18 protein-coding genes are annotated in these 24,203 nt (G+C 36.4%); 12 read left to right on the forward strand and 6 right to left on the reverse strand.

Translation table 11 applies throughout. From position 1 onward, the window contains the following. Positions 1–11 precede the first annotated feature (11 nt). The 7 genes from I8T81_RS08895 (at position 12) to I8T81_RS08925 (ending at position 13,544) form a co-directional block, all read left to right on the forward strand. Complete coding sequence (locus tag I8T81_RS08895; protein WP_198072648.1) at positions 12–1,235, forward strand: NADH:flavin oxidoreductase/NADH oxidase family protein; 1,224 nt, start codon at positions 12–14, stop codon at positions 1,233–1,235. Positions 1,236–1,875: 640 nt separating this feature from the next. Next, positions 1,876–2,418, forward strand: coding sequence for a TetR/AcrR family transcriptional regulator (locus I8T81_RS08900; protein ID WP_198072649.1), 543 nt, complete (start codon positions 1,876–1,878; stop codon positions 2,416–2,418). A 257-nt stretch (positions 2,419–2,675) separates the two neighbouring features. Then, a complete protein-coding gene (locus I8T81_RS08905) occupies positions 2,676–4,415 on the forward strand; it encodes a ShlB/FhaC/HecB family hemolysin secretion/activation protein (protein WP_198072650.1) in 1,740 nt (579 codons plus the stop codon). Positions 4,416–4,439: 24 nt separating this feature from the next. Next, entirely contained in the window at positions 4,440–10,745 is a 6,306-nt protein-coding gene (locus I8T81_RS08910) for a two-partner secretion domain-containing protein (protein ID WP_198072651.1), read from the forward strand. Continuing rightward, a complete protein-coding gene (locus I8T81_RS08915) occupies positions 10,742–11,437 on the forward strand; it encodes a hypothetical protein (protein WP_198072652.1) in 696 nt (231 codons plus the stop codon). Before I8T81_RS08910 ends, I8T81_RS08915 begins: the two co-directional genes overlap by 4 nt. A 590-nt stretch (positions 11,438–12,027) precedes the next feature. After that, positions 12,028–12,168 carry a hypothetical protein gene (locus tag I8T81_RS08920; protein ID WP_002050829.1) on the forward strand — a complete coding sequence of 47 codons (141 nt, stop codon included), beginning with the start codon at positions 12,028–12,030 and terminating at the stop codon, positions 12,166–12,168. Between the two features lie 242 nt (positions 12,169–12,410). Further along, positions 12,411–13,544 carry an OmpW/AlkL family protein gene (locus tag I8T81_RS08925; RefSeq protein WP_198072653.1) on the forward strand — a complete coding sequence of 378 codons (1,134 nt, stop codon included), beginning with the start codon at positions 12,411–12,413 and terminating at the stop codon, positions 13,542–13,544. Between the two features lie 105 nt (positions 13,545–13,649). On the opposite strand, the gene I8T81_RS08930 is transcribed toward I8T81_RS08925, so the two are convergent. The 3 genes from I8T81_RS08930 to I8T81_RS08940 are packed head-to-tail and all read right to left on the reverse strand — an operon-like array spanning position 13,650 to position 17,109. Then, positions 13,650–14,990 (reverse strand): MFS transporter, encoded by a 1,341-nt coding sequence (locus I8T81_RS08930; RefSeq protein ID WP_198072654.1) that lies wholly within the window; start codon positions 14,988–14,990, stop codon positions 13,650–13,652. A gap of 9 nt (positions 14,991–14,999) precedes the next feature. Beyond that, positions 15,000–15,812, reverse strand: coding sequence for an amidohydrolase family protein (locus tag I8T81_RS08935; RefSeq protein WP_198072655.1), 813 nt, complete (start codon positions 15,810–15,812; stop codon positions 15,000–15,002). 7 nt (positions 15,813–15,819) lie between these two features. Beyond that, a complete protein-coding gene (locus I8T81_RS08940; protein WP_198072656.1) occupies positions 15,820–17,109 on the reverse strand; it encodes an SLC13 family permease in 1,290 nt (429 codons plus the stop codon). Between the two features lie 111 nt (positions 17,110–17,220). On the opposite strand from I8T81_RS08940, the gene I8T81_RS08945 reads away from it, so the two are divergent. Further along, complete coding sequence (locus tag I8T81_RS08945; RefSeq protein WP_198072657.1) at positions 17,221–17,952, forward strand: GntR family transcriptional regulator; 732 nt, start codon at positions 17,221–17,223, stop codon at positions 17,950–17,952. Between the two features lie 89 nt (positions 17,953–18,041). Here the strand turns inward: I8T81_RS08945 and I8T81_RS08950 are convergent, their stop codons facing one another. After that, entirely contained in the window at positions 18,042–18,974 is a 933-nt protein-coding gene (locus I8T81_RS08950; RefSeq protein ID WP_198072658.1) for a LysR family transcriptional regulator, read from the reverse strand. 99 nt (positions 18,975–19,073) lie between these two features. On the opposite strand from I8T81_RS08950, the gene I8T81_RS08955 reads away from it, so the two are divergent. The 3 genes from I8T81_RS08955 to I8T81_RS08965 all read left to right on the forward strand — a co-directional run bounded on the left by I8T81_RS08955 (position 19,074) and on the right by I8T81_RS08965 (position 20,878). Then, complete coding sequence (locus tag I8T81_RS08955; protein ID WP_198072659.1) at positions 19,074–19,508, forward strand: DMT family transporter; 435 nt, start codon at positions 19,074–19,076, stop codon at positions 19,506–19,508. Positions 19,509–19,517: 9 nt separating this feature from the next. Next, positions 19,518–19,976, forward strand: coding sequence for a DMT family transporter (locus tag I8T81_RS08960; RefSeq protein ID WP_198072660.1), 459 nt, complete (start codon positions 19,518–19,520; stop codon positions 19,974–19,976). A 203-nt stretch (positions 19,977–20,179) separates the two neighbouring features. After that, positions 20,180–20,878, forward strand: a complete 699-nt coding sequence (locus tag I8T81_RS08965) for an IclR family transcriptional regulator (RefSeq protein WP_002050824.1) — start codon at positions 20,180–20,182, stop codon at positions 20,876–20,878. A 61-nt stretch (positions 20,879–20,939) separates the two neighbouring features. On the opposite strand, the gene I8T81_RS08970 is transcribed toward I8T81_RS08965, so the two are convergent. Beyond that, on the reverse strand, positions 20,940–22,259 hold the full coding sequence (locus tag I8T81_RS08970; protein ID WP_198072661.1) for an MFS transporter: 1,320 nt from the start codon (positions 22,257–22,259) through the stop codon (positions 20,940–20,942). 75 nt (positions 22,260–22,334) lie between these two features. Continuing rightward, entirely contained in the window at positions 22,335–23,324 is a 990-nt protein-coding gene (locus I8T81_RS08975) for a hydroxyacid dehydrogenase (protein ID WP_198072662.1), read from the reverse strand. A gap of 198 nt (positions 23,325–23,522) precedes the next feature. Here I8T81_RS08975 and I8T81_RS08980 point away from each other — a divergent pair, with 198 nt between their 5' ends. Further along, positions 23,523–24,200, forward strand: a complete 678-nt coding sequence (locus I8T81_RS08980; protein WP_198072663.1) for an RraA family protein — start codon at positions 23,523–23,525, stop codon at positions 24,198–24,200. Positions 24,201–24,203 lie beyond the last annotated feature (3 nt).

Below are 24,203 nucleotides of genomic sequence, written 5' to 3' on the forward strand. Positions count from 1 at the left end.
GAAGAAAGAAAATGACAAAACCCAATCCAAAGCCCACATTAGCAAGCCCTTTAACTTTAGCCTGTGGTATTACCATTCCAAACCGAATTGCCAAATCTGCTATGAGTGAACAACTTGCTGATCGGCATGGTTCGCCGACAATTGACTTGCAACAGTTATATGCAGCTTGGGCTAGAGGTGGAGCAGGGTTGTTAATCACGGGCAATGTGATGATTGACCACCGTGCTTTTGTTGAACCAAGAAATGTAGTTTTAGAGTCTGCAAAATTTCTGCAAGCAAACAAATTATGGGCTCAGGCTGCACAAGCCAATGGCAGTAAAATTATTATGCAGATTAATCACCCTGGTCGTGTTGCAGTTTTACCACTTTTGAAAAAGCCAATAGCGCCTTCAGCAGTTGGGCTTGATTTACCTGCTATGAATATTATTCGCATTCCTCGTGCGATGACCGAAGCAGAAATATATGAGCAGATCAATCGATTTGCTCAAACTGCGAGGCTCGCTGTTGAAGCTGGTTTTGATGGAGTACAGGTTCATGCAGCACATGGCTATTTACTCTCACAATTTTTATCACCTCTAGCCAATGTTCGAGCAGATAAGTGGGGCGGTAGTCCTGAAAACCGACGCCGTATGCTCATTGAAACAGTTCAGGCTGTGCGAGCTGCAATAGGCAAAGACAAAATATTAAGTGTAAAACTCAACTCTGCTGATTTTCAAAAAGGTGGCTTAAGCTCTGAAGAGTCGATAGATATTGCTTTAGGACTCGAAAAAGAGGGAATCGATTTACTCGAAATTTCGGGTGGAAATTATGAGTCTCCTGCACAGTTAGGCTATGCACCAGATCGTTCTGCTCAGCGTGATGCATATTTTATTGACTATGCCACCGCACTTCGCAAACAAAGCAAATTACCACTCATGTTAACAGGTGGGTTACGTAAAGCCAGTTTTATGAATCAGATTGTGGCGGATGGAGTAGTTGACCTTGTTGGAATGGCTCGTCCATTTGCAACACAACCAGATTTGGCAAAGCAACTTTTGGCAGGGAAGTCGATAATAGAACCCGCTCATGTGCCTTCAATTGGCTATAAACCTGTAGATGCTTATTTACAACTGGCATGGCACGCTACCCAATTCCGCCGTATTAGCCGTGGGCAACAACCCAAAGCTAAGGGATTACTTAAAACCTTTGTTGCTTTTGGTCCACGTATGGGATGTAACATTCTGACTCAGAAATAATGAATAAGACCTTTTAATTCATCTTATTCATGGTCTATAGCCGACATATGAGCGGCTATAGTTAAGAATATCTAATCTAATGAAAAACAATAATTAATTAAATAATTTCTAGCCAATTTCACATTGACACCTTAATTTTTGGAGATTACCATTTGCGGGCTGGCCTACATTGCCAGTCGGTTTTGACGGACCGATGATCGACCACATCAGATTATTCCTTTCTGAGGGATAGTATTATGTGCGCACACCTCGTTCCCTCCCGTAGCGGTAGGACGGGAGTGGGACACCTTCGGGTGTGCTGGATGTCGAACCCAGTCCGTCAACCTGCTTCCGTTCTGCCACCATAATTTATAATGCTTTGGCAGAACTCCCAAAAGAAGGAGTTGGCTATGCACATTCATAAATTATTGGCAGTCACTGTCAAAATCTATATCGACACCACTTAAATCACTTTAAAGCAGCTCGATCGCCGTAAGGTTTTCAGGCTTTAAATCACTACGTCTAAAAAACTTGCTTCAACAATAAAACTTGAGATGTGCCAAGCACAGTCTTTATGGCTTTGCTGTGCCTTTTTCTCCCAGAAAAGGCACAGGCTTTTTAATCTTTTTTAGAAACAACAAGAACTTAAAACGGTAAAACTATGTCAAATTTAGAAATATCTTCGAAAAAACTACATGTTGTTCAAACTGCTATACGACTATTTACAACTTATGGGTTTCACACAGCAGGCGTAGACCTCATTTCCAAAGAAGCCAAAATACCGAAAGGCTCCCTTTATAACTACTTTCGCTCGAAAGAGCACCTTATTGAAATGTGCATTGCTTTTCAAAAGAGCAAACTTAAAGAAGAAGTGCTCGCCATTATTTACTCAAGCCGTTATCGTACTTCAAAAGATAAACTCAAAGAGATTGTCGTTTTACATGTCAACTTTAATAGCCTGTACTACCTTTTACTTAAAGCCTATTTTGAAATTAAAATCGCTTACCCACAGGCTTACCGTATGGCAATCGAGTATAGAAAATGGCTGCATCATGAGATTTTTGACCTTATTTTTAGTTTAGAAACTCATGAGTTAAAACCAAATGCTGACTTGGTTTTAAACCTAATTGATGGTTTGATGTTCCAGATTTTAAGCTCAAATAGTTTGGATGAAAGGGATGTGGTGGTGGAGAGGTTTTTTTAGGGTTAGATAATGATTCTTTTTTAATTTCTATTTCTTAAACTCGCGCTCTTTTATTAAGTTAGAATTTAAAAAGAAAGTTAATGTTTAATTATCTTTTTATACTAATTAATCGTGAGTAATTATTATATATATCTATTCAATCAAATAAAAAAATGACTGTTTGTTTAAAAGTTCAGCACCTGTAAATGTAGGAAAAATTGAATAGTTTGTATTTTTATGTAAAATAAAGTTTTTATACGTACTATTCTGTATATTAGATGTTAAATAAAAACTTTATAACTTCTTCCATTATTTTTTTTGCAGGTTTCAGTCAATATGCTTATGCCATTGAAGATGTCTCTTTACCAGGGCAAGTGCTACAAGAGCAACGACTCAAAGAGCTGAGTCAGCAACTACAAGACCAACTTACTCAGCAAACTCCTTATCAAAACAGCAAGCCTTTACAGGATTTTAAACATCTGGTTGTTGAGGAGAGTCCCTGTGTAGCGGTTACAAAAATTAGTCTTTTATCGTTAAAAGATCAGTCTGTTGCTGACTTACAGCAATTTGATTTTGTAGTAAAAGCCATTCAAAAATACCCCCAGGTTGTTTTAGGAAAATGTATTGGCACGCAAAGCCTACATAACATTGTGAACTATGCCCAAAATGAGCTTTTAAAGAAGGGTTTTATTACCAGTCAAATTGTCGTGAACCCTCAAGATTTAAATCAGGGTAACTTATATTTAAGTATACAAATTGGTCGATTGAATAAGGTCGTTATACAAGAAGGAAAAATATCGTCATTACAGCTTAAAACAGGACTACCATTTAAAACAGGCGATATCATTAATCTAAAAAAATTAGATCAAGGACTGGAAAACTTAAAACGTGTTTATGCTGTAGATATGCAACTTACCCCAGCAGTTTCTACAGATAAAGAATTAACGGGCTTTACTGACGTAATACTTAAACTACAACCACTGCAAAAGGTTAATTTTAATTTAAGTATAGATAACTCTGGTAATCAGGAAACTGGAACCTATATGGGTAATATAGGTGTAGGAGTTAATAACCCATTTCATTTAAATGATATTTTATCTTTAAACGTGAGCCATTCATTAGATGACTTCCATGAAAACTTAAACCGAAGTTATTTCATTAGTTATCAAGTGCCTTTAGCTTATTACGATTTAGGTGTTAGCTATAACGATTATCAATATAAGCAAACAGTTATAGGGGCGAATGGTCCATTGCTGTATCACGGTAATAGTCAACAAGCCAACCTAAACCTCTCTCGTGTCATTAGCCGTAGTGGACAACATAAAACCAGCGTATATGGCAAACTCTATCATAAAGAAAGTCAAAGTTTTATTGATGATATTGAGATTAATGTCCTACACCGTAAAACTTCAGGTTGGGTTTTGGGTCTCCAGCACCGTCAATATTTAGGAAATGCAGTATTAGATGGCAGTATTGATTACCGTCATGGTATGGGAATAAATGCACTGACTGCACCAGAAGAAAATATTACCGATATTAATGGTAAACGTCTTGCTGTAGAAGGTTACTCTCGTGCTCCACTTTGGAATGCCGACCTCCGTTTTACCATGCCTTTTCTTTTACTGGAGACCCCAGCGCAATATCGCCTTAATTGGCGTGGACAATATGCACCGAAAATTTTAGTACCCAACGATCGTTTTTATATTGGTGGTCGTTATAGCGTGCGTGGTTTTGATGGTGAACTCATGCTTTCAGGGGATAACGGACAGTATTTGCAGCAAGAAATTAGCCTAAATACTCCTATGCCTAACACTCAGTTTTATATGGCAGTCGATCAGGGCTGGGTAAATGGACGTAATAGCATACCGGGTCAGCGTTATTTACTCGGCAGTGTTTTAGGGCTACGCACCTATCAAAATAGTTTTTATCTGGATGCCTTTACAGGTCGGGGGCTTATTGCACCTGACAGCATAAAAAAAGACTGGATTACCGGTTTTAGTATCAACCTTTCTTATTAATTTACTTTAGAAAAGACTTAATTCATGAACAAGAATAGTTATCGCATTATTTATAGCAAAGCACGTCAAATGTTTGTTGCCGTGGCTGAAAATGTAAAAAGCCAAACCAAGGCTTCGGGCCAAAGTGAAGCAAGTGCACCGAACAATATTGCGCATACTGAATCTCAGGCATTTCATCAACTCTGGCAAGTAAAAGCGTTGGTTGCCAGCATTAGCCTATGGATGCCTTTAGCACCTGTATATGCCGATATTGTAGCGGACAGTGCTGCAAATGCTGCGAATAGAGCAGTGATTGGTGCTGGTAAGAACTCGGCAGGTACAGTTGTTCCTGTGGTAAATATTCAAACGCCAAAAAATGGTGTGTCTCATAATATTTATAAACAATTTGATGTATTAGCTGAAGGTGCTGTATTGAACAACAGTCGCCAAGGTGCTGCTACTCAAACCGTCGGTAATGTATCTGCCAACCCATTTTTGGCTACAGGTGAAGCGAGAGTTATTTTAAATGAAGTAAATTCATCAGCCGCTTCACGCTTTGAAGGGAACTTGGAAGTTGCAGGGCAAATGGCGGATGTCATTATTGCCAACCCGTCTGGTATCAATATTAAAGGTGGTGGTTTTATTAATGCCAATAAGGCAATTTTTACCACAGGTAAACCTCAGTTAAATGCTGATGGCAGTATCAAGCAATTTACTGTAGACCAAGGAAAAATTACGGTTTCAGCAAACCCTAATTCTAAATTTGGACTGGGTGGAAATAATAACGATGCAAATTATGTAGATATCTATGCACGTGCATTAGAACTCAGTGCAGAGCTTCGTGCTAAAAATGATATTCAGGTAATTACTGGCGTAAATGATATTAGTGCAGATTTACAGGATACAACTGCTAAGACTGGTACAGGAACAACACCGACATTAGCTGTGGACGTTAAAGCGCTGGGTGGAATGTATGCCAATAATATTTATTTGGTTGGCACTGAAAAGGGTTTAGGTGTTAGCAATGCTGGAACTCTTGAAGCATTAAATAGTCTTGTTGTGACAAGTGCAGGTAAAATTGAAAATACAGGTGCGCTCTACAATAAAAATCCTCAAAATAGCTTATTAAGCCTAAGTTCAGGTGAGGGAAATGATATTGTTCATACAGGAACAATGATCACAAATGGTAATTTAATATTAGATTCTGGAAAAGATATAATAGTCGATCATGCTAGAATAGAAAAACACGGTGCTGATAATAAAAATATTGTTTCTTTGAACGCAAAAAATGACATTAATATTAAAAATAGTGCAAACATTCAAAACTTTGGTGAGGGTGGAGACCTTTATTTAGATGCAAATAATATTAATCTTGGTAATGATGTAAACTTAGGTGTAAATGGAGCAATTTCATTACAGGCCAAGCAAAATTTACAAGGTGATCGTGTTAGAAATATTTCTAGTATGTATGATTTGAATTTATATGCTGGAAACTTATTATCATTTAATAATACTTATATTTGGGCTAATTTTGGAAATCTGAACTTTAATACTGCAAATGCTAATTCAAATCTTATATTAGATTGGAATGGTTTTAATGTAGGAAAAGATATTAACATATATAGTTCAGGAGATCTCACTTTAAAGAATTTAGGATTTGTACTTGATAACTCTATTACTCGCTCCAAGAATTTTAATGCTTATAGTAGCCATAATTTAGTTTGGGACAGTAGCGCTAGAGCATTACCACAAATTAATGGCGATATAAAAGTTGAAGCAGGCAACATAATTGATTTGAAAGGCTCTAGTCTATCGAGTACAGGAGATTTAAAACTACAAGCTAAGGCTCTAAATATAGGAACAGATCTAAATGCTGGCAAAAACTTAAGCCTTAATGCAACTCAAAGTGATCTAAATTTAAATAAAACACTAACTGCACAAAATAATATTGACGTTACATCTTTAGATGGAAAAATTACTGCAACGGGGTTAAATGCAACGTCTTCTCAAGGCAAACTTTCAATATTAGGTGCAAAAGATACTCTCTTCACTAATGCTGGAACAACCAACACAGTATTAAAAGGTAGTCAAGGTGTTACTATTGGCACTAGTGGTATAGGTAATTTAACAGTACAGAATGCAATTTTAGAAAGCCAAAATGGCAATATTGTTGCGACTAGTGGGGCCAAAAATAAATTAACTGATAGTACATTGAACGCTAAAAATAATATTGAAATATTTGCTACAGATGACCTTACTCTAGATGGTGTTAAATCTACATCGCAACAGCACACTGCATTAAATTCTAAAAAGAATATTTATATCAATAGTCAGGCTAATGTTGATGATTCAGCAAACTTTAGCTCCATTAAAAACAGTGAGCTGAATTCAACAGGAGTACTGTCATTAGTCAGTGATAAAGGTTTAAATCTTCAGAATTCAAAACTTACAGGTGGAGCAATCTTAATTGAAGGTGATGCCTTAAATACAGCAAAATCAGTTGACTTAAACGCCACAGGAAGTGATTTACTTAAGAATGATACTAAATTAAATAATCTAAATGGTAATTTAAGTATTCAAACGAATTCAAACTTGACGATTGACCCTAAAGTTCACAACTTAAAAGCAACAAGTAATATTGAACTTGTTTCCAAGAATGGTACTTTAACTTTAAAAGGCTATGAAGGAACTGCGGGTAATGGATCTGAACAAGTTGTTAAGTTGGATACAGCCAATGGCGGTATTACTTTAGAAGGTGCCAAAGTCGATATTCAAGGTTCACAGTTAACAGCACAGAAAGATATTAAGATTGTTTCAAGTAAAGATGATGTGCTAGTTGATGGAATAAAAAATACATTAAAAAATAGGTCTGCTGATTCAAAGAATATACTTAATATTGAAAATAATATTAAGGAAATTGATAACAATATAAATATTTTGTCTAATAGAAATGAGTTTCAGGAAAGAAAAGTACTTCTTGATAATATCAAAAAGGCAAAAAATAATCTTGAATCAGCTATGTCATATCTGTTTAATGGTTCAAATGGAGAGTATGGTGCTGGGGCTTTATCCAATGTAAATGTAAGTAATATCTTGTTCTATGAAAATGCTTATATCCAATCAATTTCATCAGAGGGAGCGAGTGATACTTATATTATAGTGATTCCTACTGGTCCATATGACAGTATACAAGGTTTCTTACCTTCATTAGGCTATATAGAGCCTCTATTAAATTCTTATAAAACAGAAATAAAAAAATATAAAACTTTAAATGAGAGTAAGGCTATTAAAGATCTGGAGAATATGCTTAATAAGCTGCAGTCTCAGAAACAGACAGAATTAAGAACAAAGGAATTTCTTACTAGTAATATTAATGGTACCGAACATGCGGAAACTAATTTAACTTCAAAATCTGGAAATATTAATATTACATCTGTCAAAGGTTTAACAATAAGTGGAAGTAATATTTCTTCTCAATTAGGCCAAGTTAATTTGGAAGCAAGTGGTGCTTTAAATGAACAATATAAAACTGCAACCACTATAGGTGCAAATGCACAACCTAAAGTATTAAATGCAAGTATTATTATTGATGGTCATGCAGACTTCTATGATAAAGGTAATGAAAGTGATCAAAATTATAGTATGCGAACATTAATTAGTCCTACTATTATTAATGGTGATAAAGGGGTTAATATAAGAACTGTAGGTAAGAGCAAAAGTGATAATTTAGTTTTACAAGCTACAGGTATTACTTCAAAAAATGGCGATGTAAAAATAGAATCGAACAAAAGTATTTTGTTCGATGCTGCAGTTGAACAAAGTTATGACCGTTCATTAACTACGGAAAAGAAAAAATCATGGGGTGGCCTAAAGAAAAAGTATATTACTACTATAGCCGAAAGTAATAATACTAATGCAGCCTCAGTTGATATTTCTGGTAAAAATATTTTCATTGAGACGAAAAAATTAGACCCATCTGTAAATGTGAATACTCCAGATAATAATATTGATATTTACTCAGGTCGATTCACCGCAGAGGGAGGACAAATTAAGATTAACTCTGGTGGTAATCTTAATTTCTACACAGTAGAAGAAAGTTCTAGCAGTAATGTAGATATTACCAAAAAATCATCATTTGCTGGTATTAAATACAATACCTCTAAAACTAATGCAACACGTACTCAAGTAAGTGAGTTACCTGCAACCTTAAAAGCTGATTACATTGGTACTAAATCGGGTTTTGATACAAGACTTGTTGGAACAGAGTTTGAGTATTTAAAAGGTGCATCAATTGAAGCTGGTGGTAAGTTAGAGTTAATTGCTGCTAAAACATCTATTACAGACCTCGTGAAAAAAGAAAAAAATTCTGTGGTTTGGCAATCGATGCAAGATAAAGGGTCAATTACCGAAACAGCTCAATTGCCAAGATTCAATGGGCCTGTTTTACCAACCATTAATGCTGCAGGAGGTTTAGTAGTCCAAGTTCCTATTAGTGAAAAAGATGCGAATAAAGCTGAATTAAGAGATGAAATTTTAAAACTGGCAAATCAGCCTGGCAATGCTTACTTAAAAGAATTAGTTAATCGTAAAGATGTAGATTGGCAGCAGGTCCTTCTTACTCAAAAAGATTGGGACTATAAGTCACAAGGGTTAACGGCGGCTGGTGCTGCACTTATTGTTATCATTGTAACTATTGCTACGATGGGTTCAGGTACAGCAGCTGCAGCTGGCGCTGCTGGTGGAACAGCAGCAAGTGGTACTACTGTTGGGCTTGGTGCAAGTATGATTGGCTCAGCTGGTGTTACAACAGCAACCGTTGGAGGTGTTACAACAATTACAGGTGTTTCTACACTTGGTGCGATGGCAAACGCAGCTATTACAAGTTTAGCAACCCAAGCAAGTGTAAGTTTAATTAATAATCAAGGTAATATTACACAGACTTTAAAAGATTTAGGTTCTAAAGATACAGTTAAAAATCTTGCGACAGCAGTGGTGACAGCTGGATTAATGAGTCAAGTTGGTTCTACTTTAAATTTAAAACCAGATAGTACAATGTTACCTGATAGATTATTGAATAATATAACCAGTTCTGTTGGTTCGACTCTAGTACAAACAGCTATTAAGGGCGGTGATTTAGAGGAAAATCTGAAAGTTGCTCTACTTTCTGGTCTTGCAGGAGCTTTACATGGTGAATTAGCAAGCCAAATTGGAGATAGTTTATATAAGTCAGATCCAACAATATTACAATATACAATACATAAGATTGCTCATGCTGCAGCTGGGTGTGCTGCAGCAGCCGCAACTAAATCTAGTTGTGAAGCAGGAGCAATAGGAGCTGGAATTGGTGAAATTGTTGCTAGTTTAATGCCTAAACCTATCAATGGAATTGAATATAATGATGAGGAAAAAGTAAAAATTAAAAATGTAGGGAAAGTCGTTGCTGGTGCAGTATCTGCATATGCTGGTTATGATGTAAATACAGCAGCTAATTCTGCTGATATTGCTATACAGAACAATTATCTAACTCATTATAGTAAAGCGAAATTTGTTGCAGATTTAGCAAAATGCAAAGTATCTTCATCAAACTGCGATAATATTATTCAAAATTATCAAAATCTTTCTAAAACTAATGATATAGAACTTGCAACAGTTTGTAATAATGCGGCTCGAAGTCGAGATTGCAATAATATGCTACAAGCAGCGTTAGACTATGCAGGTAGTGACTTTAACCAAATTTATGGAATAAATTCTCCAGCAATGGCTAATTTAAAAGCTGATCAGATCAGAAGTAGAGAGCTCGTATTAAAAAATATATTTAAAGATACTAATAACTGGTATAGCATGATAGATGATATTGATTTAAGAGCTGATTTTTTCAGTGCCATGTATGCTAAAACAGGAGCTGAATGGTTTAGGGTTGCTAATGAAACTTCACGGGCCGCTGTTGTTGGCTTGGGAGCGGAAGGAGCATATTCAGGAGTAACCTTTGCACTAGGTGGTGCTTTGGGCACGATAACTTCTGGGGGGTCTGTCAATTTACGTGATGTTTATAACTGGAGGTCTGAGGCTGGTTATGCATTGATGAAAGCTGGCTACAACAATTTCAAACAGCTTTATGATGGTAAAGTAACCGATATAGTTGCTTGGAATATTGGTCAAATGCAACAAGAGCAAAAACTATTGCAGCCTATACATGAAAAGTATTTTAAAAATTCTAAATTATGGGTACTTCAAACTTGGGTGCCTACGAAATTTCGTAATAATCCTGTTAACTTATTGGATTATAATAGCCGTGTAAAATATGGTTGTATAGAAATGGGATATACAATAGCACAAGGCTGTAAACCATGATTAATTCATCAATTATTATAAAAAAATCTCCAATTGCTATTATTGTTAAAGGTTTTTTTATTTTTGGGTTGGTTTGGACATTATCTTTACTTTGGTATGGGCTTATTAACTTTGAAAGCTATTACTCTTCAATAATTTATCTAATTGATTTTTATATTACTTATTTTATTGGGTATTTTATATTTAAGAGTATGATGGGAAACCTTGATTGTAATGATGTCGATCGAGTGAAATATTTAAGTCTTATTCTATTTTTTATTTATTATGTAATAGTATTTCCTAGATATTATTTATTAGATGGTAAGCATGACTTATATGGTTTTAGACTTATGTTCGGTTTTATATATCCAATTTGGATGCTGACACCAATTTTTATCACTAATCCGAAGAATAAATTTTATGTCTACTTATGCGTTTTGCTATGTGCTCTAGAAGTGATTTTTTGGATATTTTTTTTTAAGATGAGCGCGTCTGAATTTTATAAATGGACTTCCTTTGTCAGTGTGTTAATAAGTTCTCTTATATTCGCATTAACTTTTCCTTGGTATTTATCATGGTTGAGAAAAATAGATATTAAAAAATGGACTTTACCATTCTTTTTTAAAGAAAATAGTTTTATATCTAAGCTAATATCATGGGTAGCAATAGTATTCGGTAGTTTTTTTATGTTTATGTTCTTTTTTTTCTTTTAATGATATGAACATATTAAATATAACATCTAGCATGTTCATAATATGAAAAAGCAAAGATCTGCATTAAAAAAAGAGACCATTGAATGGTCTCTTTTTTTAATGAAAACTTAAATCATTTTTTAAACATTTTGTGCTTTCGGTAAAGTTTATTTTATTCCTAAATACAACGCAATCACGGCACCAACAAATATCATAATGAATAACGGTACAAAAGATAAAGGGAAGCTCCCTGAGTAATCTTTCACTATACCCATAATCGATTTCATAAGATCAGTAACAAATAAAAAGTGATCTTCTAATATTTAAAATAAGTTTTATGCGTTTGTAGAGGTAAGAATAATCAGATATTTCATTATTCTAGAAGATTCTTTTTTATCTTTATTGAGAATTTCATTCTATATAGAGTAAATGCTAAATCGAAATCTAAGAAAATTGCACTATTATTGGTGTTAAAGACGGCTCTCAAAGTTGTAGGCTTTTTTATTACACGTTGATTAAAATATATACACAAACCTCTTTAAAACGAGTTGGAACGCTACAAACGCGGATGCTAATTTGAAGTCCACTCTTCCCAATAAGTGAGGTGAGCAATGAAATTGTTAGCTTTGATTAGCATGGGAGTTGCAGCAAGTTATTGGTATAAAACTATAAAAGATAGCAAGCCAACTCTTCTGAAACCAAATTTTGATGAAATCGTAAAAAACTTTGTATTAGCAGAATTTAAAGTCTAATGCATATTCTTAAATTTAGTTAAATAAAAAGCTCATCGGAAGATGGGCTTTTTTTCAATCTATCATTTCCATACAAAAGACATTTATATTGTATATTTTTCAATCAATTAAAATATATTAATTAAAATTAATATATTGTTTTATAATACTTTTTATCGGAAAATTTTACCAAAAGTTCAAAAAATCTTTATTTTAAATGATGAGGTTAATGGAAACCTCTTAAATAAAATAAAGGAAATAAAATGGATATTTTAAAATTAATCGGCGGGAATCTGCTCGCTTTGGCTTTTATAACGGGAACACAGACAGCACATGCAGAATTTAAACGGTTTTCCGTATCTGCTGGATGGTTGCATGTCATGCCACAAGGAAAGGCAAATCCATTCAACATAAATACTGCTGTAGCAAATGGAACTACTGCCAAAGTTGGAACTATTTCTACTTCAGCATTTATGAAATCAATAGACCCTAATGCAAAATTATCAACGGGTGAAAATGCTAAAGAAATTCTTGATATGGTGTTTAGTCATCCAGTCGATGAAAATGGCAATCAAGAGCAGTCGGTTGGTCAACTATTAGGACTCGTAGATGAAAATGACATGGTTTCATCTGATATAACAGGTACGGCAACTATCAAAGGTCTAGAGCAATGGGAAGGAAAAGGTACAGGGCTTGAAGCAGAAGATGTAGATACATTGGGCTTAATGTTCAATTACTATATTAACGAGAACGTGTCTTTACAGTTAATCGGTGGGATTCCTCCAAAAGTTGATATTAAGGGGAAAGGAGAAATCAACGCGCCATTATCTGGTTTTGCAAATCCTGAAGGGTTAGCAGCTTTAGTCATTGGAGATAAACTAGATTTACTGCAAGATATTCCAATCACCAATCTTGGTAATAAATCGAAAGCTGCTACGGTACGTGCATGGACCCCAGCATTAGAAGCCCAATATCAATTTGGTAAGTCGGGTGTAAATAAGTTCCGTCCCTATATTGGTGCTGGTGTTATGTATTCACGCTTCTCCAATATTAAGTTAAATGACCAAATCAACTCAGACTTAATTGCTGCGGGCCACATGATTCAGAATGTGCTAGACAATAATGCTGGCGCTGCATTAGATGGTAAAACTTCAAGTGCAAACCCTTATGTTCGAGTGAAAACGACTGATGCGATTGCTCCAATTGTGAGTTTGGGTGCTACTTATGACATTACACCAAATTGGTATGCTGTTGGTTCCGTGTCCTATGCAAAGTTAAATAACCGAGCAAATATTGATGTGATTGATAGCAAAACAGGTAAGCAGTTAATTCATGCATCAACTAAAGTTGATATTGATCCTTTAATTACTTATTTGGGTGTAGGCTATCGCTTTTAATATTTTTTCTGTAAATCAGCCGTATTCATTACGGTAAAAAAAGCCCTGCTAAATATTGATTATTAGCAGGGTTCGATTAAAGAATGAGAGTAAATAAATGATTACCTAAACTGCTTTTTGAACCTTTTGTGCTTTCGGTAAAGTTGGTTTTCTTCCCAAATACAATGCAATCACGGCACCAATAAATGTCAAAATGCAGAGCGGTAAAAGTGACACAGGGAAACTACCCGAATAATCTTTGACTATACCCATAATAGAGTTCATAAGCCCTGTACCGATATGCGCAATCGTATTTACTGCTGCAATACCTACAGCAACTAAAGTAGGTGGTAAGCGCTCAGAAACCAACGCCCAGAAAGGACCTTTAATGGCATAGTTACCCATCAAAACGAGTGAGAATAAAAGCAAGCTCAATGTTAAAGATGATGTGAAAAGAGTAAGAAGTAAACCAAAACTCGTCACAAACAATGGAATAGCTGTGTTAAGGCTCTTATTACCACTTTTATCAGCATGCACACCCCAAACAATCATGAAAGCGGCAGCTAACCCAAAAGGAATCATATTTAAAAGACCCGTCTGCATGGCAGTTAGATGGAAGGCTTTTAAAATCTGAGGCATCCATAACGATAAAATATTGCTGGTTGCTGAACTTCCTGCATAAATAATCGCGAAGAACCATAAATATTTATTGGTAATTAGAAGCTTAAACTTACTTTTTTTCTGCTCGGCAGTGTCTTGTTTTTCAGTATTTAATAATTGGTTCTTTTCAAAAGTTAAAGTGCTTGATAGCCATTCTCTTTGTTCGGAACTTAACCATTTTACTTGATTCGGGTTATTTGGAAGCCAAACTAAACACAATATACCAAGCAAAATTGCAGGTAATGCCTCAAAAATTAAAAGAACTTGCCATCCACTTAAACCAACTAAACCATGTAAGCCTAATAGTAAGGCAGATAAAGGTGATCCAATAAAGTTAGATAAAGGGATGGCAACCATAAATACGGCAACAATTCGGGCCATAAATCGCTTAGGGAACCATAGTGTTAAATACAGTAATACACCCGGAAAAAATCCGGCTTCGGCAGCACCAAGTAAAAACCGAGAAATTGCATATGAGATAGGGCCAGTAATAAAAGCGGTACAGAAACCGACAATACCCCAAGTAATCATGATTCTGGCAATCCAGATGCGCGCACCCAGCTTTTCCATAGCCATGTTACTTGGAATCTCAAATATGACATATGCAATAAAAAATAAGGTAGCACCAAAACCAAAGGCAGTAGCAGTTAAACCAATTTCTTGGTTCATGGTTAGTGCGGCAAAACCAATATTTACCCGATCAATATAGGCAATGAAATAACAAAGAATGAGGAAGGGAAGAATACGAAAAGAAAGTTTACGGATTGTTGACTTTTCTACTTCCGATATAGCGATATCATTTTTCATACATACTCCTTATGTACGTGAGAAATCAAACAGCTCGGTTGGGTTCTGATTTAAAATTAAACATTGCTCATGTTTATCAAACACAATTTTTTTAAAGGCATGAATCGCGTCTTCATAGGTCATATATGATTCATGTTGGGTATGGGGCCAGTCACTTCCCCAAACGAGCTTGTGTAAAAAACCTTTGTCTTTAAAAATATGATAGGCCTGTTGGGCTGTATTGATATGATTTGGGGCAGTACCTAAACGATAGAAACCAGACACTTTAATCCAGTGCTGTTTTACATTAAGTAATCTTAAAAACTTTTGATAATCTGGATCATTAATCCCTTTAACACGGTCAACTCGACCAAAATGGTCAATCACCACATTTAAGTTGTATTCACTTAATTGAGGTAAAAGCTGAACTAAATATTTCGGTGGTGCATGTAATTCAACTTGCCAGTTGAGACTTTCCACATTTCGTAAAAACATTTGCCATTCAGGAGTATTTAACGTAGGAGGGTTAAGACCGAATAGATTTAAACGAACACCAACGATGCCTTGCTCTTTGAGTTGTACTAACTCGTCAAAAGCAGTGGTATGTTGAACGACAGCAATCCCTTTTAAGCGCTCAGGGTACTGCTGAATAGCATTTAGCATTGTTTGGTTATTGGTGCCCAAAAAGCTAGGTTGAACTAAAACACCATGCGTGAATTTGTGTTCATCAAGATGAGAGATAAAACTTTGCACAGTTGCCTCATAATTAGGTGTATAGCGCGCTGTTTCGATACTGTGGTCCTGTACCGAAAAAACATGTGCATGTGTATCTATACAGTTCATTTTCATCTCACATTACAATTTTTAAAGTGAAAATGGCGATTAAAGCGGCAATAACTCCTACAGGAATTGCTTTAAATAACAGTTGATTAAAGAATTTGGTTTTGTCGATATCTGCTGGTGCCGAAGCCATAATGAGGCTACCGCCAGACGAGAAAGGAGAAATTGCTGTAGACTGAGCGCCCACAACAATACAAATGAACAGCACTAGTGGGTTTAGGCCAGAACTCAAAGCAAGAGCTGGAACAATCGGGAATAAGGTCGGAGCAACTACGCCGAGAGTGCTTGAAAATACAGACATAATGGCGCTAATGAGGCATAACAACACTGGAATGACCCAGACAGGAACGTTGTGTGCTAACCATTCAGAAAGGGTTGTAATAATGCCAAGTTTCACACCTAATGAGATGAGCATACCGACACCGCAAATCATGATCAGTGTTCCCCAAGGCACAAGTGCAACCACCTTTTTCTCATCGGCAAGTTTCATAAGTAAACTGATGAGTGAAAAAGTAATAGCAAGGAAAGCTATATCAATTTTAGAGTTTAAAAAGCTGTTGGTTTTTGTATCTGGGAAAACAAGGTGCAATATTGGAAAAATTAAAACAATCGACATCATTAAAACTATAAGGAAGATGGACTGTTTCTGCTTTTTGTCGAATGGCTCAGGCTTTTGATCTTCAATAACGATAGAGCTGCTTTTTCTATTCCACAGTGTATAAATTCCCAACACTATAATTGGAATAATCAAAGTGATAATAAAAATTCCACTGCTATATGAAAAAGCGGTTTGTGAGCTAATACCAGTATTTTCCATTAAGCTTCGGAAAATAATGCCACTTTGTGATGTCATAAAATTTGCGTCAGCTAAAGCGCCGTAATTTGCAGCCATTCCACCAATAATCATATTCATATTGGTCTTTCTACAAAGCATTAGCGTAATGGGTGCCATAAATGCGAGTACGGTATAAAAACCAGCGCCTAGACTTGCGATAATAGTTGCTGCAAAAAAAATCGCTAAGGGTAAAAACTGAGGAAACTCACGGCATTTATATAAAAGATGGCTGGCAAGTTTTTCTAAAGCGCCATTTGCTAAAGCAAAGTTATAAAAAAGAGTGACCGATAAAATAATAAAGAAAATTTTGACAGGCCATAGCTCAATAACTTCTGAAGGTTTCAAACCCATCCCAAAGCAGCCAATGAGATATGCGAATGCTATTGCAAATAATCCAATATTGATTTTGGTTTTATATCCTAAACCTATAGATACGGCTAAAGCTATAAGCATCAATGCAGCCATATTATCTTCCTTGATAAATATATAAACATCTAAACATATATATGTTTGGTTTTTTGTATTACATATAACTATGCTAATATTGTCAAATCGATTTCATAATGTTTAACGCAAATGCTTGATGAGACTGCATTTAAAAATTTTAAATTGCCACGATATGAAAAGGTCCGTTGGGAGCTTCAAAAGCTACTGATCCAATCAAAATGGACAGTTGAAGAGCCTATTCCAAGTGAACAAGAGCTTGCTCAAATGTATAGTGTATCGGTAGGAACCGTTAGAAAGGCGGTTGAAGGACTAGTTGAAGACGGTTTGTTAGTTAAACAGCAGGGCAAAGGTACTTTCCTTAAGCAACCTAACTTTGAAAACTCACTTATTCGTTTTTTTAGATTGCGTAATAAAAAAGGCGAGTTCATTCAGCCACAAGGGCAAATCAAAAAAGTAGAAGTCTGTGATGCCATACCCGAAGTCAATTCAGAGTTAGGGATTGCTCCTGACGAAAAGTTGCTTTATATCGAGCGTGTCCGTAAACATGAAGAAGTCGTTGTGTTAAGCGAAAGAATCTGGCTGCCTGAACGCTTATTTAAAAATCTGGAAGAAATTCCAATCGCTGAGTTTGGGAATCTACTTTATCCTTTTTATTATCAGCACTGCGGTCAATTTATTTCTTCTGCAACAGAACGATTAACTTTCGAGAGAAATATCAAAGATAGCCATTTAAATAATAAGCTTGAAAATCCTTTGGTTAAGGTATGTCGTATCGCAAAAAACCTTGAAGGTGTGGCAGTCGAATACCGTGAGTCTTATGGTTTGGCCGATAATTTTCATTATGAGATAGCGATTAATTAGTATTTAACGATGATCCCCGATTTCAGAGTTTATTTGATTGCTGCAATCAGGGTATTTTTGTCTTTATAAACGATGATTAAAAGAAAAATTTACTTCTGCCAATACGGTGTGTCTCCATAGATTTCTGTAAAATAGTCTATCACTGCTCTAATGTTAAGTGGTGGATGGCGGACATTTGGATAAATAGCCGCGATATGCTGGGGTTGTGATTTAATCGCGACTTCATATTCAGGTAAAAGCTTTATTAAATCACCTTGTTTTAAAGCTTCACCAATCAGCCAATCAGGAAATAAAACAATCCCCATGCCATGAAGCGCGGCTGTCATTAAACTTTCGGCATTGTTTGAAGACAGCAATGGAGTAATTGGATAATGTACCCATTCTTCATTGGGCTTTCTTACTAACCACCGGTTAGGACCTTCAAAACCTTTATAGACTAGGCATTTGTGCTGATTAAGTTCTGTCGGATGATTAGGCGTACCGTATTTGGCAATATATTGAGGAGATGCTGCCAAATGATATTTTTGTGTACCAAAAATACGTGCATGAAATGATGAATCAGTCAGTGCTCCAATACGAAATATTAAATCTGTGCTTTCACGTAATGGATCTATAAATTCATCGGTTTGAATCAGTTCTATTAAAAGTCTTGGATAACGCTCTGATAACCCAGCTAACCACGGCGCAATATGTCGTTGCCCAAAAAACACTGGTGCATTGATTCGGACGAGTCCCGATGGCTCTATGGTTTTATCTTGTAAAGCCTTTTGAGCTTCATCAAATTGTTCGGTAATTTTTTTTGCATATTCAAAAAATAATTTGCCCGATTCGGTCGGTGTGATTGCTCGCGTATTTCGATAGAAAAGTTGCTGCCCCAATGCATCTTCAAGTTGTTGAATGGTGCGAGAAATCATGGAGGCAGACACATCTTCTTTACGTGCTACATTTGAGAAGTTTTGAGCATTGTAAACACTAATAAAGAAGCGAAGCGTGCGGATATCAATTGAATTTGTTAAATCCATTTGTGCAATTTCTGCAAAAGTGATTCATGAATTATGCTGTTTTTCTGATGAATTGGCTATCTTAGTATTCGTTGCCTAGATACATATGAGACAATGTAGATGCAAATTCTATTACTACTCCTAACCATTTTAGGGGGCATGGGACTATCGGTCGAAGCAGGGCTTCTAGGACCGTTAGGAAAGGAAGTAGGTGAGTTATGGGCCACCTTTAGTATTTTTGGTGTGGGTGCAGCACTTACCTTTTTACTCATGCTGTTTTTTAGCCCACGGAATAGCCCCTCATTTTTTGCACTTCCATCTTGGCAATTGCTGGGTGGTGTTCTTGGCCCTGCTTACGTCATTATTTTGACCATTACCACTCCAATTATTGGCATTGCAATGACCATGATTGGCATTTTAGCGGGACAGGTATCTAAAAGTCTGATTATCGACCACTATGGTTTACTGGGAACTCCACATCGGAAAGTAGACCGTAAACGGATAGTAGCACTCATCTTTATTGTTGTCGCACTTGTACTTGTGGCAAAAGCGTAGGAGATACCCATGACAATTTTAATGATTCTTCTCGCCGTCATTGGCGGTGCTTTGCTGAGTGTGCAGGCCGCAATTAATGGTCAACTTGGAGCGAAAGTTGGTGTATTTCGTAGTGCTTTTTTGACTTTCTCGGTCGGTGCTTTAATTACGGCTCTCCTTATTTTTTACTTTGAACCTAAACATACCTTAACGCTATTAGATGTTCCTAAATGGCAGTTGTTGGGGGCTATGTGTGGAGTACCTTATATTGTCATAATGGTACTGGCTGTACAAAGAATTGGGGCTGCAGTTGCTACGGTGGCTGTGATTTTTGGGCAACTTTTGATGAGTATTTTGATTGATAACTTTGGCTGGTTTGGTAATGAAATGCTCCATTTTTCACCGTATCGATTAGGAGCGCTAATCTGCCTAGGTATTGCTTTATATTTTATCTATTCAAGTAGTAAAGATAAAAAGATAGAAGCGTAATACAAGCTTAAGATTAAAATTAAGATAGGTCTCATTGTTGGTCGTAAAGCCTACTAATAATGAGGCTATACTTTATATTTTAAGTACGTTGATAAATGAATGAAGTTGCTGTCGAGAGATAGAATTAAAATATAAGAAATATGGTAAAGTTAAAAACCTAATTCAATACATTAAAATTGATATCAAGCTATTGTAGGAAAAACATGGTTAAAATTAAACCTCACCCAGCAACAAGCGGAAATGCATCGGCTGATCGCCTTTTAACTTTGTTAACTGCTTTTAGAATAGGTGATAAATCTTTAACCCTAGCAGAGCTCGCTGAACGAACAGAATTAAATAAAGCGACCATCATGCGTTTAATTGTTTCGCTAGAAGATTTTGGTTTTGTTAACCGTCTTTCTGATGGTAGATATACGCTTGCTAGTGAAGTTATGCGTTTAAATACAATTTATCAAGATGCTTTAGACTTAGAAAGACACGTCGTGCCTTGTTTACAGCAACTTGTAGATGAAATTGGTGAGACGGCTTCATTTTACGTTAAGCATGGCGCATATCGCCTTTGCCAATATCGTATTAATTCTACTCATCGATTACGCGTTCATATTCAGCCGGGCGAAGTTCGACCAATGGATGGGGCTGCAGGTGCTCAAGCCTTACGATCTACCCATGAACAAATTTTATCTAGAACTGAACCTTTTTATTCAACGGGTGTAACAGAACCACATGCTGCTTCAATGGCATTGCCAGTATTTGATGCGCAAAATGATGTGGTTGGAGCATTGGTTGTTTCAGGTCCATCAAGCCGTTTTACTTTAGAAATCGCAAAATCGGTAAGTGATTTTTTCTTCAAAATTGCAGATGATTTAACGAAAAGTTTAGGTGGTAAGAGTATTCGTAATTAATTTTAATGTTTTAAATGTAAAAAAGGGGCTCATGATTTAGCCCCTTTCTTATATATGCTATTTACGAAGTACTTTGTGGTTGGTTAAACAAAACAGCTTTCTTTCTAGACATAATGAAAACCATGATAGCTGACACGAGATTTAAGGCTGCAAGTGGAAGTAAGGCGATAGCATGACTTCCTGTTGCATCATGAATTGCGCCATAGATATTCACCATCATGCCGCCACCAATGAGGTTGGCACATGCACCAATGGCTGCTAGTCCTGCCGCCGTTGTACTCGGCGACATCCATGATGATGCTAAAGCCCAGAAAGGACCTTTTGCAGAATAAGCACCAATTAAAACGATACTGAGTAAAAAGATTGTGCCAATAAGTGACGACGTGAACAAAGCAATTAATAAACCAATTGAGATCATCAATAGAGCGATTGCTGTGTGCCAAAGGCGTTCGTTTTTACGATCTGAACTACGACCCCAAAGAATCATGGCAATAGAAGCGATGCCATAAGGAATTGCATTGACTAGGCCAATTTCTAAATTATTTAAACCGAATGACTTAATTAATTGTGGTGCCCAAACACTCATCGTACTACCAGCAGCAGAAGCACCAGAATAAATAATGATCATTGCCCAAATATATTTATTCTTTAAAAGTTGCCATAGTGAAATATGACCAATTGGGGTTTTTTGTTGGCGTTCAAATTGTAGTCTTTCAACTAACCAAGCTTTTTGTTCGCTATTGAGCCATTTTGCCTGTTCTGGTCGATCTGTCAGTACAAATAGACAGGCGATACCCAGTAAAACAGCAGGAATACCTTCTAAAATAAATAGCCAATGCCATCCGCGCATGCCCAGCCACCCATCTAGGGATAATAAAAAACCAGATAATGGTGAACCTAGAAAGTTTGCACCCGGAATTGCCACCATAAATATTGCAATCATTCTTGCTCTATAGTTTGCAGGCAACCAATAAGTTAAATATAAAATTACACCAGGGAAAAAGCCTGCTTCGGCAGCGCCGAGTAAGAACCGCATAATATATAACGATGTGGAGTTTTCAACGAATGCAGTTGCGGATGATATTACCCCCCACGTCACCATAATTCGGGCAATCCATACTTTTGCTCCAAATTTTTGCATGGCGAGGTTGCTGGGTACTTCAAATAGAAAATATGCAAAGAAAAATAAGCTACTGGCAAAACCAAAAGCAGTAGCTGTTAATCCAAGATCTTCATTCATTTGTAATGAAGCCATACCAATATTGCCACGATCAATAATAGCGATGACATAACAAATCGTTAAAAAAGGCAGTAATCGCCACGCTACCTTGCGCATTGTTTCACGTTCAATCGCACTCGGTTGAGAGTATTCTGTAGACATAAAAAAATCCTTTTTTATATTCAATATTTTAATTGTTCTTGCATCTAAAAGCTTAGAAACAATTGAGTTCCATGATTAGCTATTGAGTAACTTCCAGTTAGCGATAGCTCGAGGGTTTAATAATTGGCCACTCCAAATACTAACGATCTGTTCAAGTGCTAAAAGACCAACGCGATTACGTGAATCTGTTGTGTTTGCTCCTATGTGAGGAGTAACAACCAAGTTAGGTAATTCCCATAATGGATTATCTTTTTCTGGCGGTTCTGAAGGAAAAGTGTCTAGACCTGCACCAGCAATTTTATTATTTTTAAGTGCATCAACTAAGGCAGCCTGATCAATTAATTCACCACGTGCTGTATTAATTAAGATGCTTGAGCGTTTCATCTTTTCAAATTGAGGGTAAGAAAATAAGTGTCTATTCTCTGCTGTAAGGGGGCAATGTAAGCTAATAATGTCACTGGTTTCTAAAAGTTTTTCAAAGTCATGCTCTTGTTCTACATAATCGAGCTCTGGCAAATTTTCTAGAAACGGGTCATATACTTTTACTTTCATATTTAAGGGAGCGACTAACTTCATAAGTATGCTGCCGATTGCCCCTAAACCAATTAAGCCCAGCGTTTTGCCATATAGCTCCACACCATTTGCACTTGCTTTATCCCAATGACCTTCTCTGATCCGTTGGTCTAACCACGTGACTTGTCGAGCAACATTAAACATAAGGGCAAAAGCGTGTTCGGCAACAGATTGTGCATTTGCGCCTACGGCAATAGTGACAGGAATTTTTCGTTCAGCAGCAGCCTGAGTGTCGATTGTGTCAAACCCAACGCCATGTTTTGCAATCACTTTTAAATTATCAGAAGCAAAAATCATATCTCTAGAAAGTTTGCCTGTTCGAACAATGATGGCATCAGGTTGTTCATCATGGATGAGTTTTTCCATTTCATCTTTTGCCATGTAGGGTTCAGTTGGAATCAACTGGATATCATGGGATTGAGCATACAGTAACGCATCTGAAGTTAATGTTGGCCCCGTGATAAGAACTTTACGTTTCATTTTGACTTGCACTCCATTTAAGTATTTTGAGAAAAATACGTCCTTAGTGGTTTATATTATTAAAACGACATTTCAAAAAATTAGTCAATAGAAAAAATAAATTTAAAAATTGAGCGAATTTTAATTAAATTTAATTTAAAAATGAAATGACATTTCAAAAAAATACTGTCATATTAATTTGCACAAGAAAATTGATGTAAGGGAAAAATTATGGCAATTGGTTTTAGAGTGCTAAAAAACGACAGAAAAGTTGAGCAGAAATGGATTGAACAATATCGAGATCTACCAGTCGCTAATGTCAGTGACTCAATGAATCGAATGACTTCAGGTGGGGCTCAATTAAGACCAATGCATAAAAAGGGATATCTTTGTGGGCCAGCCATTACAGTTAAGGCGCGTCCGGGTGACAACTTGATGTTGCACTACGCTATTGATATTGCCCAAGCGGGAGATGTCATTGTGGTTGATGCGGGTGGTGATCTAACCAATGCATTAATTGGGGAAATGATGGTTGCTTATGCCATTAAAAAAGGTATAGCCGGCATTGTTATTAATGGCGCGATTCGTGATTCGGTTGTAATTGGAGAGGGAGATTTTCCACTTTTTGCAGCAGGAATTTCACATCGAGGACCTTATAAAGACGGACCGGGGGAAATTAATGTCCCTATCGCAATCAATGGAATGGTAATTGAACCGGGAGACTTGATTTTAGGGGATGAAGATGGGCTTTTAAGCGTGCCGTATGCAGAAGTAGAAGAAGTTTATCTGAAGGCAAGTGCTAAACATGCCGCTGAACAAAAGCAATTAGAGCAAATCGCCGTAGGTGAAAATGACCGTAGCTGGGTGATCAACAGCTTAAAACAAAAAGGATGTGAATTACCTGAATAAGGT

The organism is Acinetobacter seifertii (assembly GCF_016064815.1).
GTDB classification, from domain to species: domain Bacteria; phylum Pseudomonadota; class Gammaproteobacteria; order Pseudomonadales; family Moraxellaceae; genus Acinetobacter; species Acinetobacter seifertii.

Coding starts and splice junctions, on each gene's coding strand:
- I8T81_RS08910 (WP_198072651.1), top strand. CDS start 4,440: ATGAACAAGAATAGTTATCGCATTATTTATAGCAAAGCACGTCAAATG.
- I8T81_RS08945 (WP_198072657.1), top strand. CDS start 17,221: ATGCTTGATGAGACTGCATTTAAAAATTTTAAATTGCCACGATATGAA.
- I8T81_RS08925 (WP_198072653.1), top strand. CDS start 12,411: ATGGATATTTTAAAATTAATCGGCGGGAATCTGCTCGCTTTGGCTTTT.
- I8T81_RS08940 (WP_198072656.1), bottom strand. CDS start 17,109: ATGGCTGCATTGATGCTTATAGCTTTAGCCGTATCTATAGGTTTAGGA.
- I8T81_RS08950 (WP_198072658.1), bottom strand. CDS start 18,974: ATGGATTTAACAAATTCAATTGATATCCGCACGCTTCGCTTCTTTATT.
- I8T81_RS08900 (WP_198072649.1), top strand. CDS start 1,876: ATGTCAAATTTAGAAATATCTTCGAAAAAACTACATGTTGTTCAAACT.
- I8T81_RS08965 (WP_002050824.1), top strand. CDS start 20,180: ATGGTTAAAATTAAACCTCACCCAGCAACAAGCGGAAATGCATCGGCT.
- I8T81_RS08930 (WP_198072654.1), bottom strand. CDS start 14,990: ATGAAAAATGATATCGCTATATCGGAAGTAGAAAAGTCAACAATCCGT.
- I8T81_RS08935 (WP_198072655.1), bottom strand. CDS start 15,812: ATGAACTGTATAGATACACATGCACATGTTTTTTCGGTACAGGACCAC.
- I8T81_RS08960 (WP_198072660.1), top strand. CDS start 19,518: ATGACAATTTTAATGATTCTTCTCGCCGTCATTGGCGGTGCTTTGCTG.
- I8T81_RS08915 (WP_198072652.1), top strand. CDS start 10,742: ATGATTAATTCATCAATTATTATAAAAAAATCTCCAATTGCTATTATT.
- I8T81_RS08980 (WP_198072663.1), top strand. CDS start 23,523: ATGGCAATTGGTTTTAGAGTGCTAAAAAACGACAGAAAAGTTGAGCAG.
- I8T81_RS08970 (WP_198072661.1), bottom strand. CDS start 22,259: ATGTCTACAGAATACTCTCAACCGAGTGCGATTGAACGTGAAACAATG.
- I8T81_RS08955 (WP_198072659.1), top strand. CDS start 19,074: ATGCAAATTCTATTACTACTCCTAACCATTTTAGGGGGCATGGGACTA.
- I8T81_RS08895 (WP_198072648.1), top strand. CDS start 12: ATGACAAAACCCAATCCAAAGCCCACATTAGCAAGCCCTTTAACTTTA.
- I8T81_RS08920 (WP_002050829.1), top strand. CDS start 12,028: ATGAAATTGTTAGCTTTGATTAGCATGGGAGTTGCAGCAAGTTATTGG.
- I8T81_RS08905 (WP_198072650.1), top strand. CDS start 2,676: ATGTTAAATAAAAACTTTATAACTTCTTCCATTATTTTTTTTGCAGGT.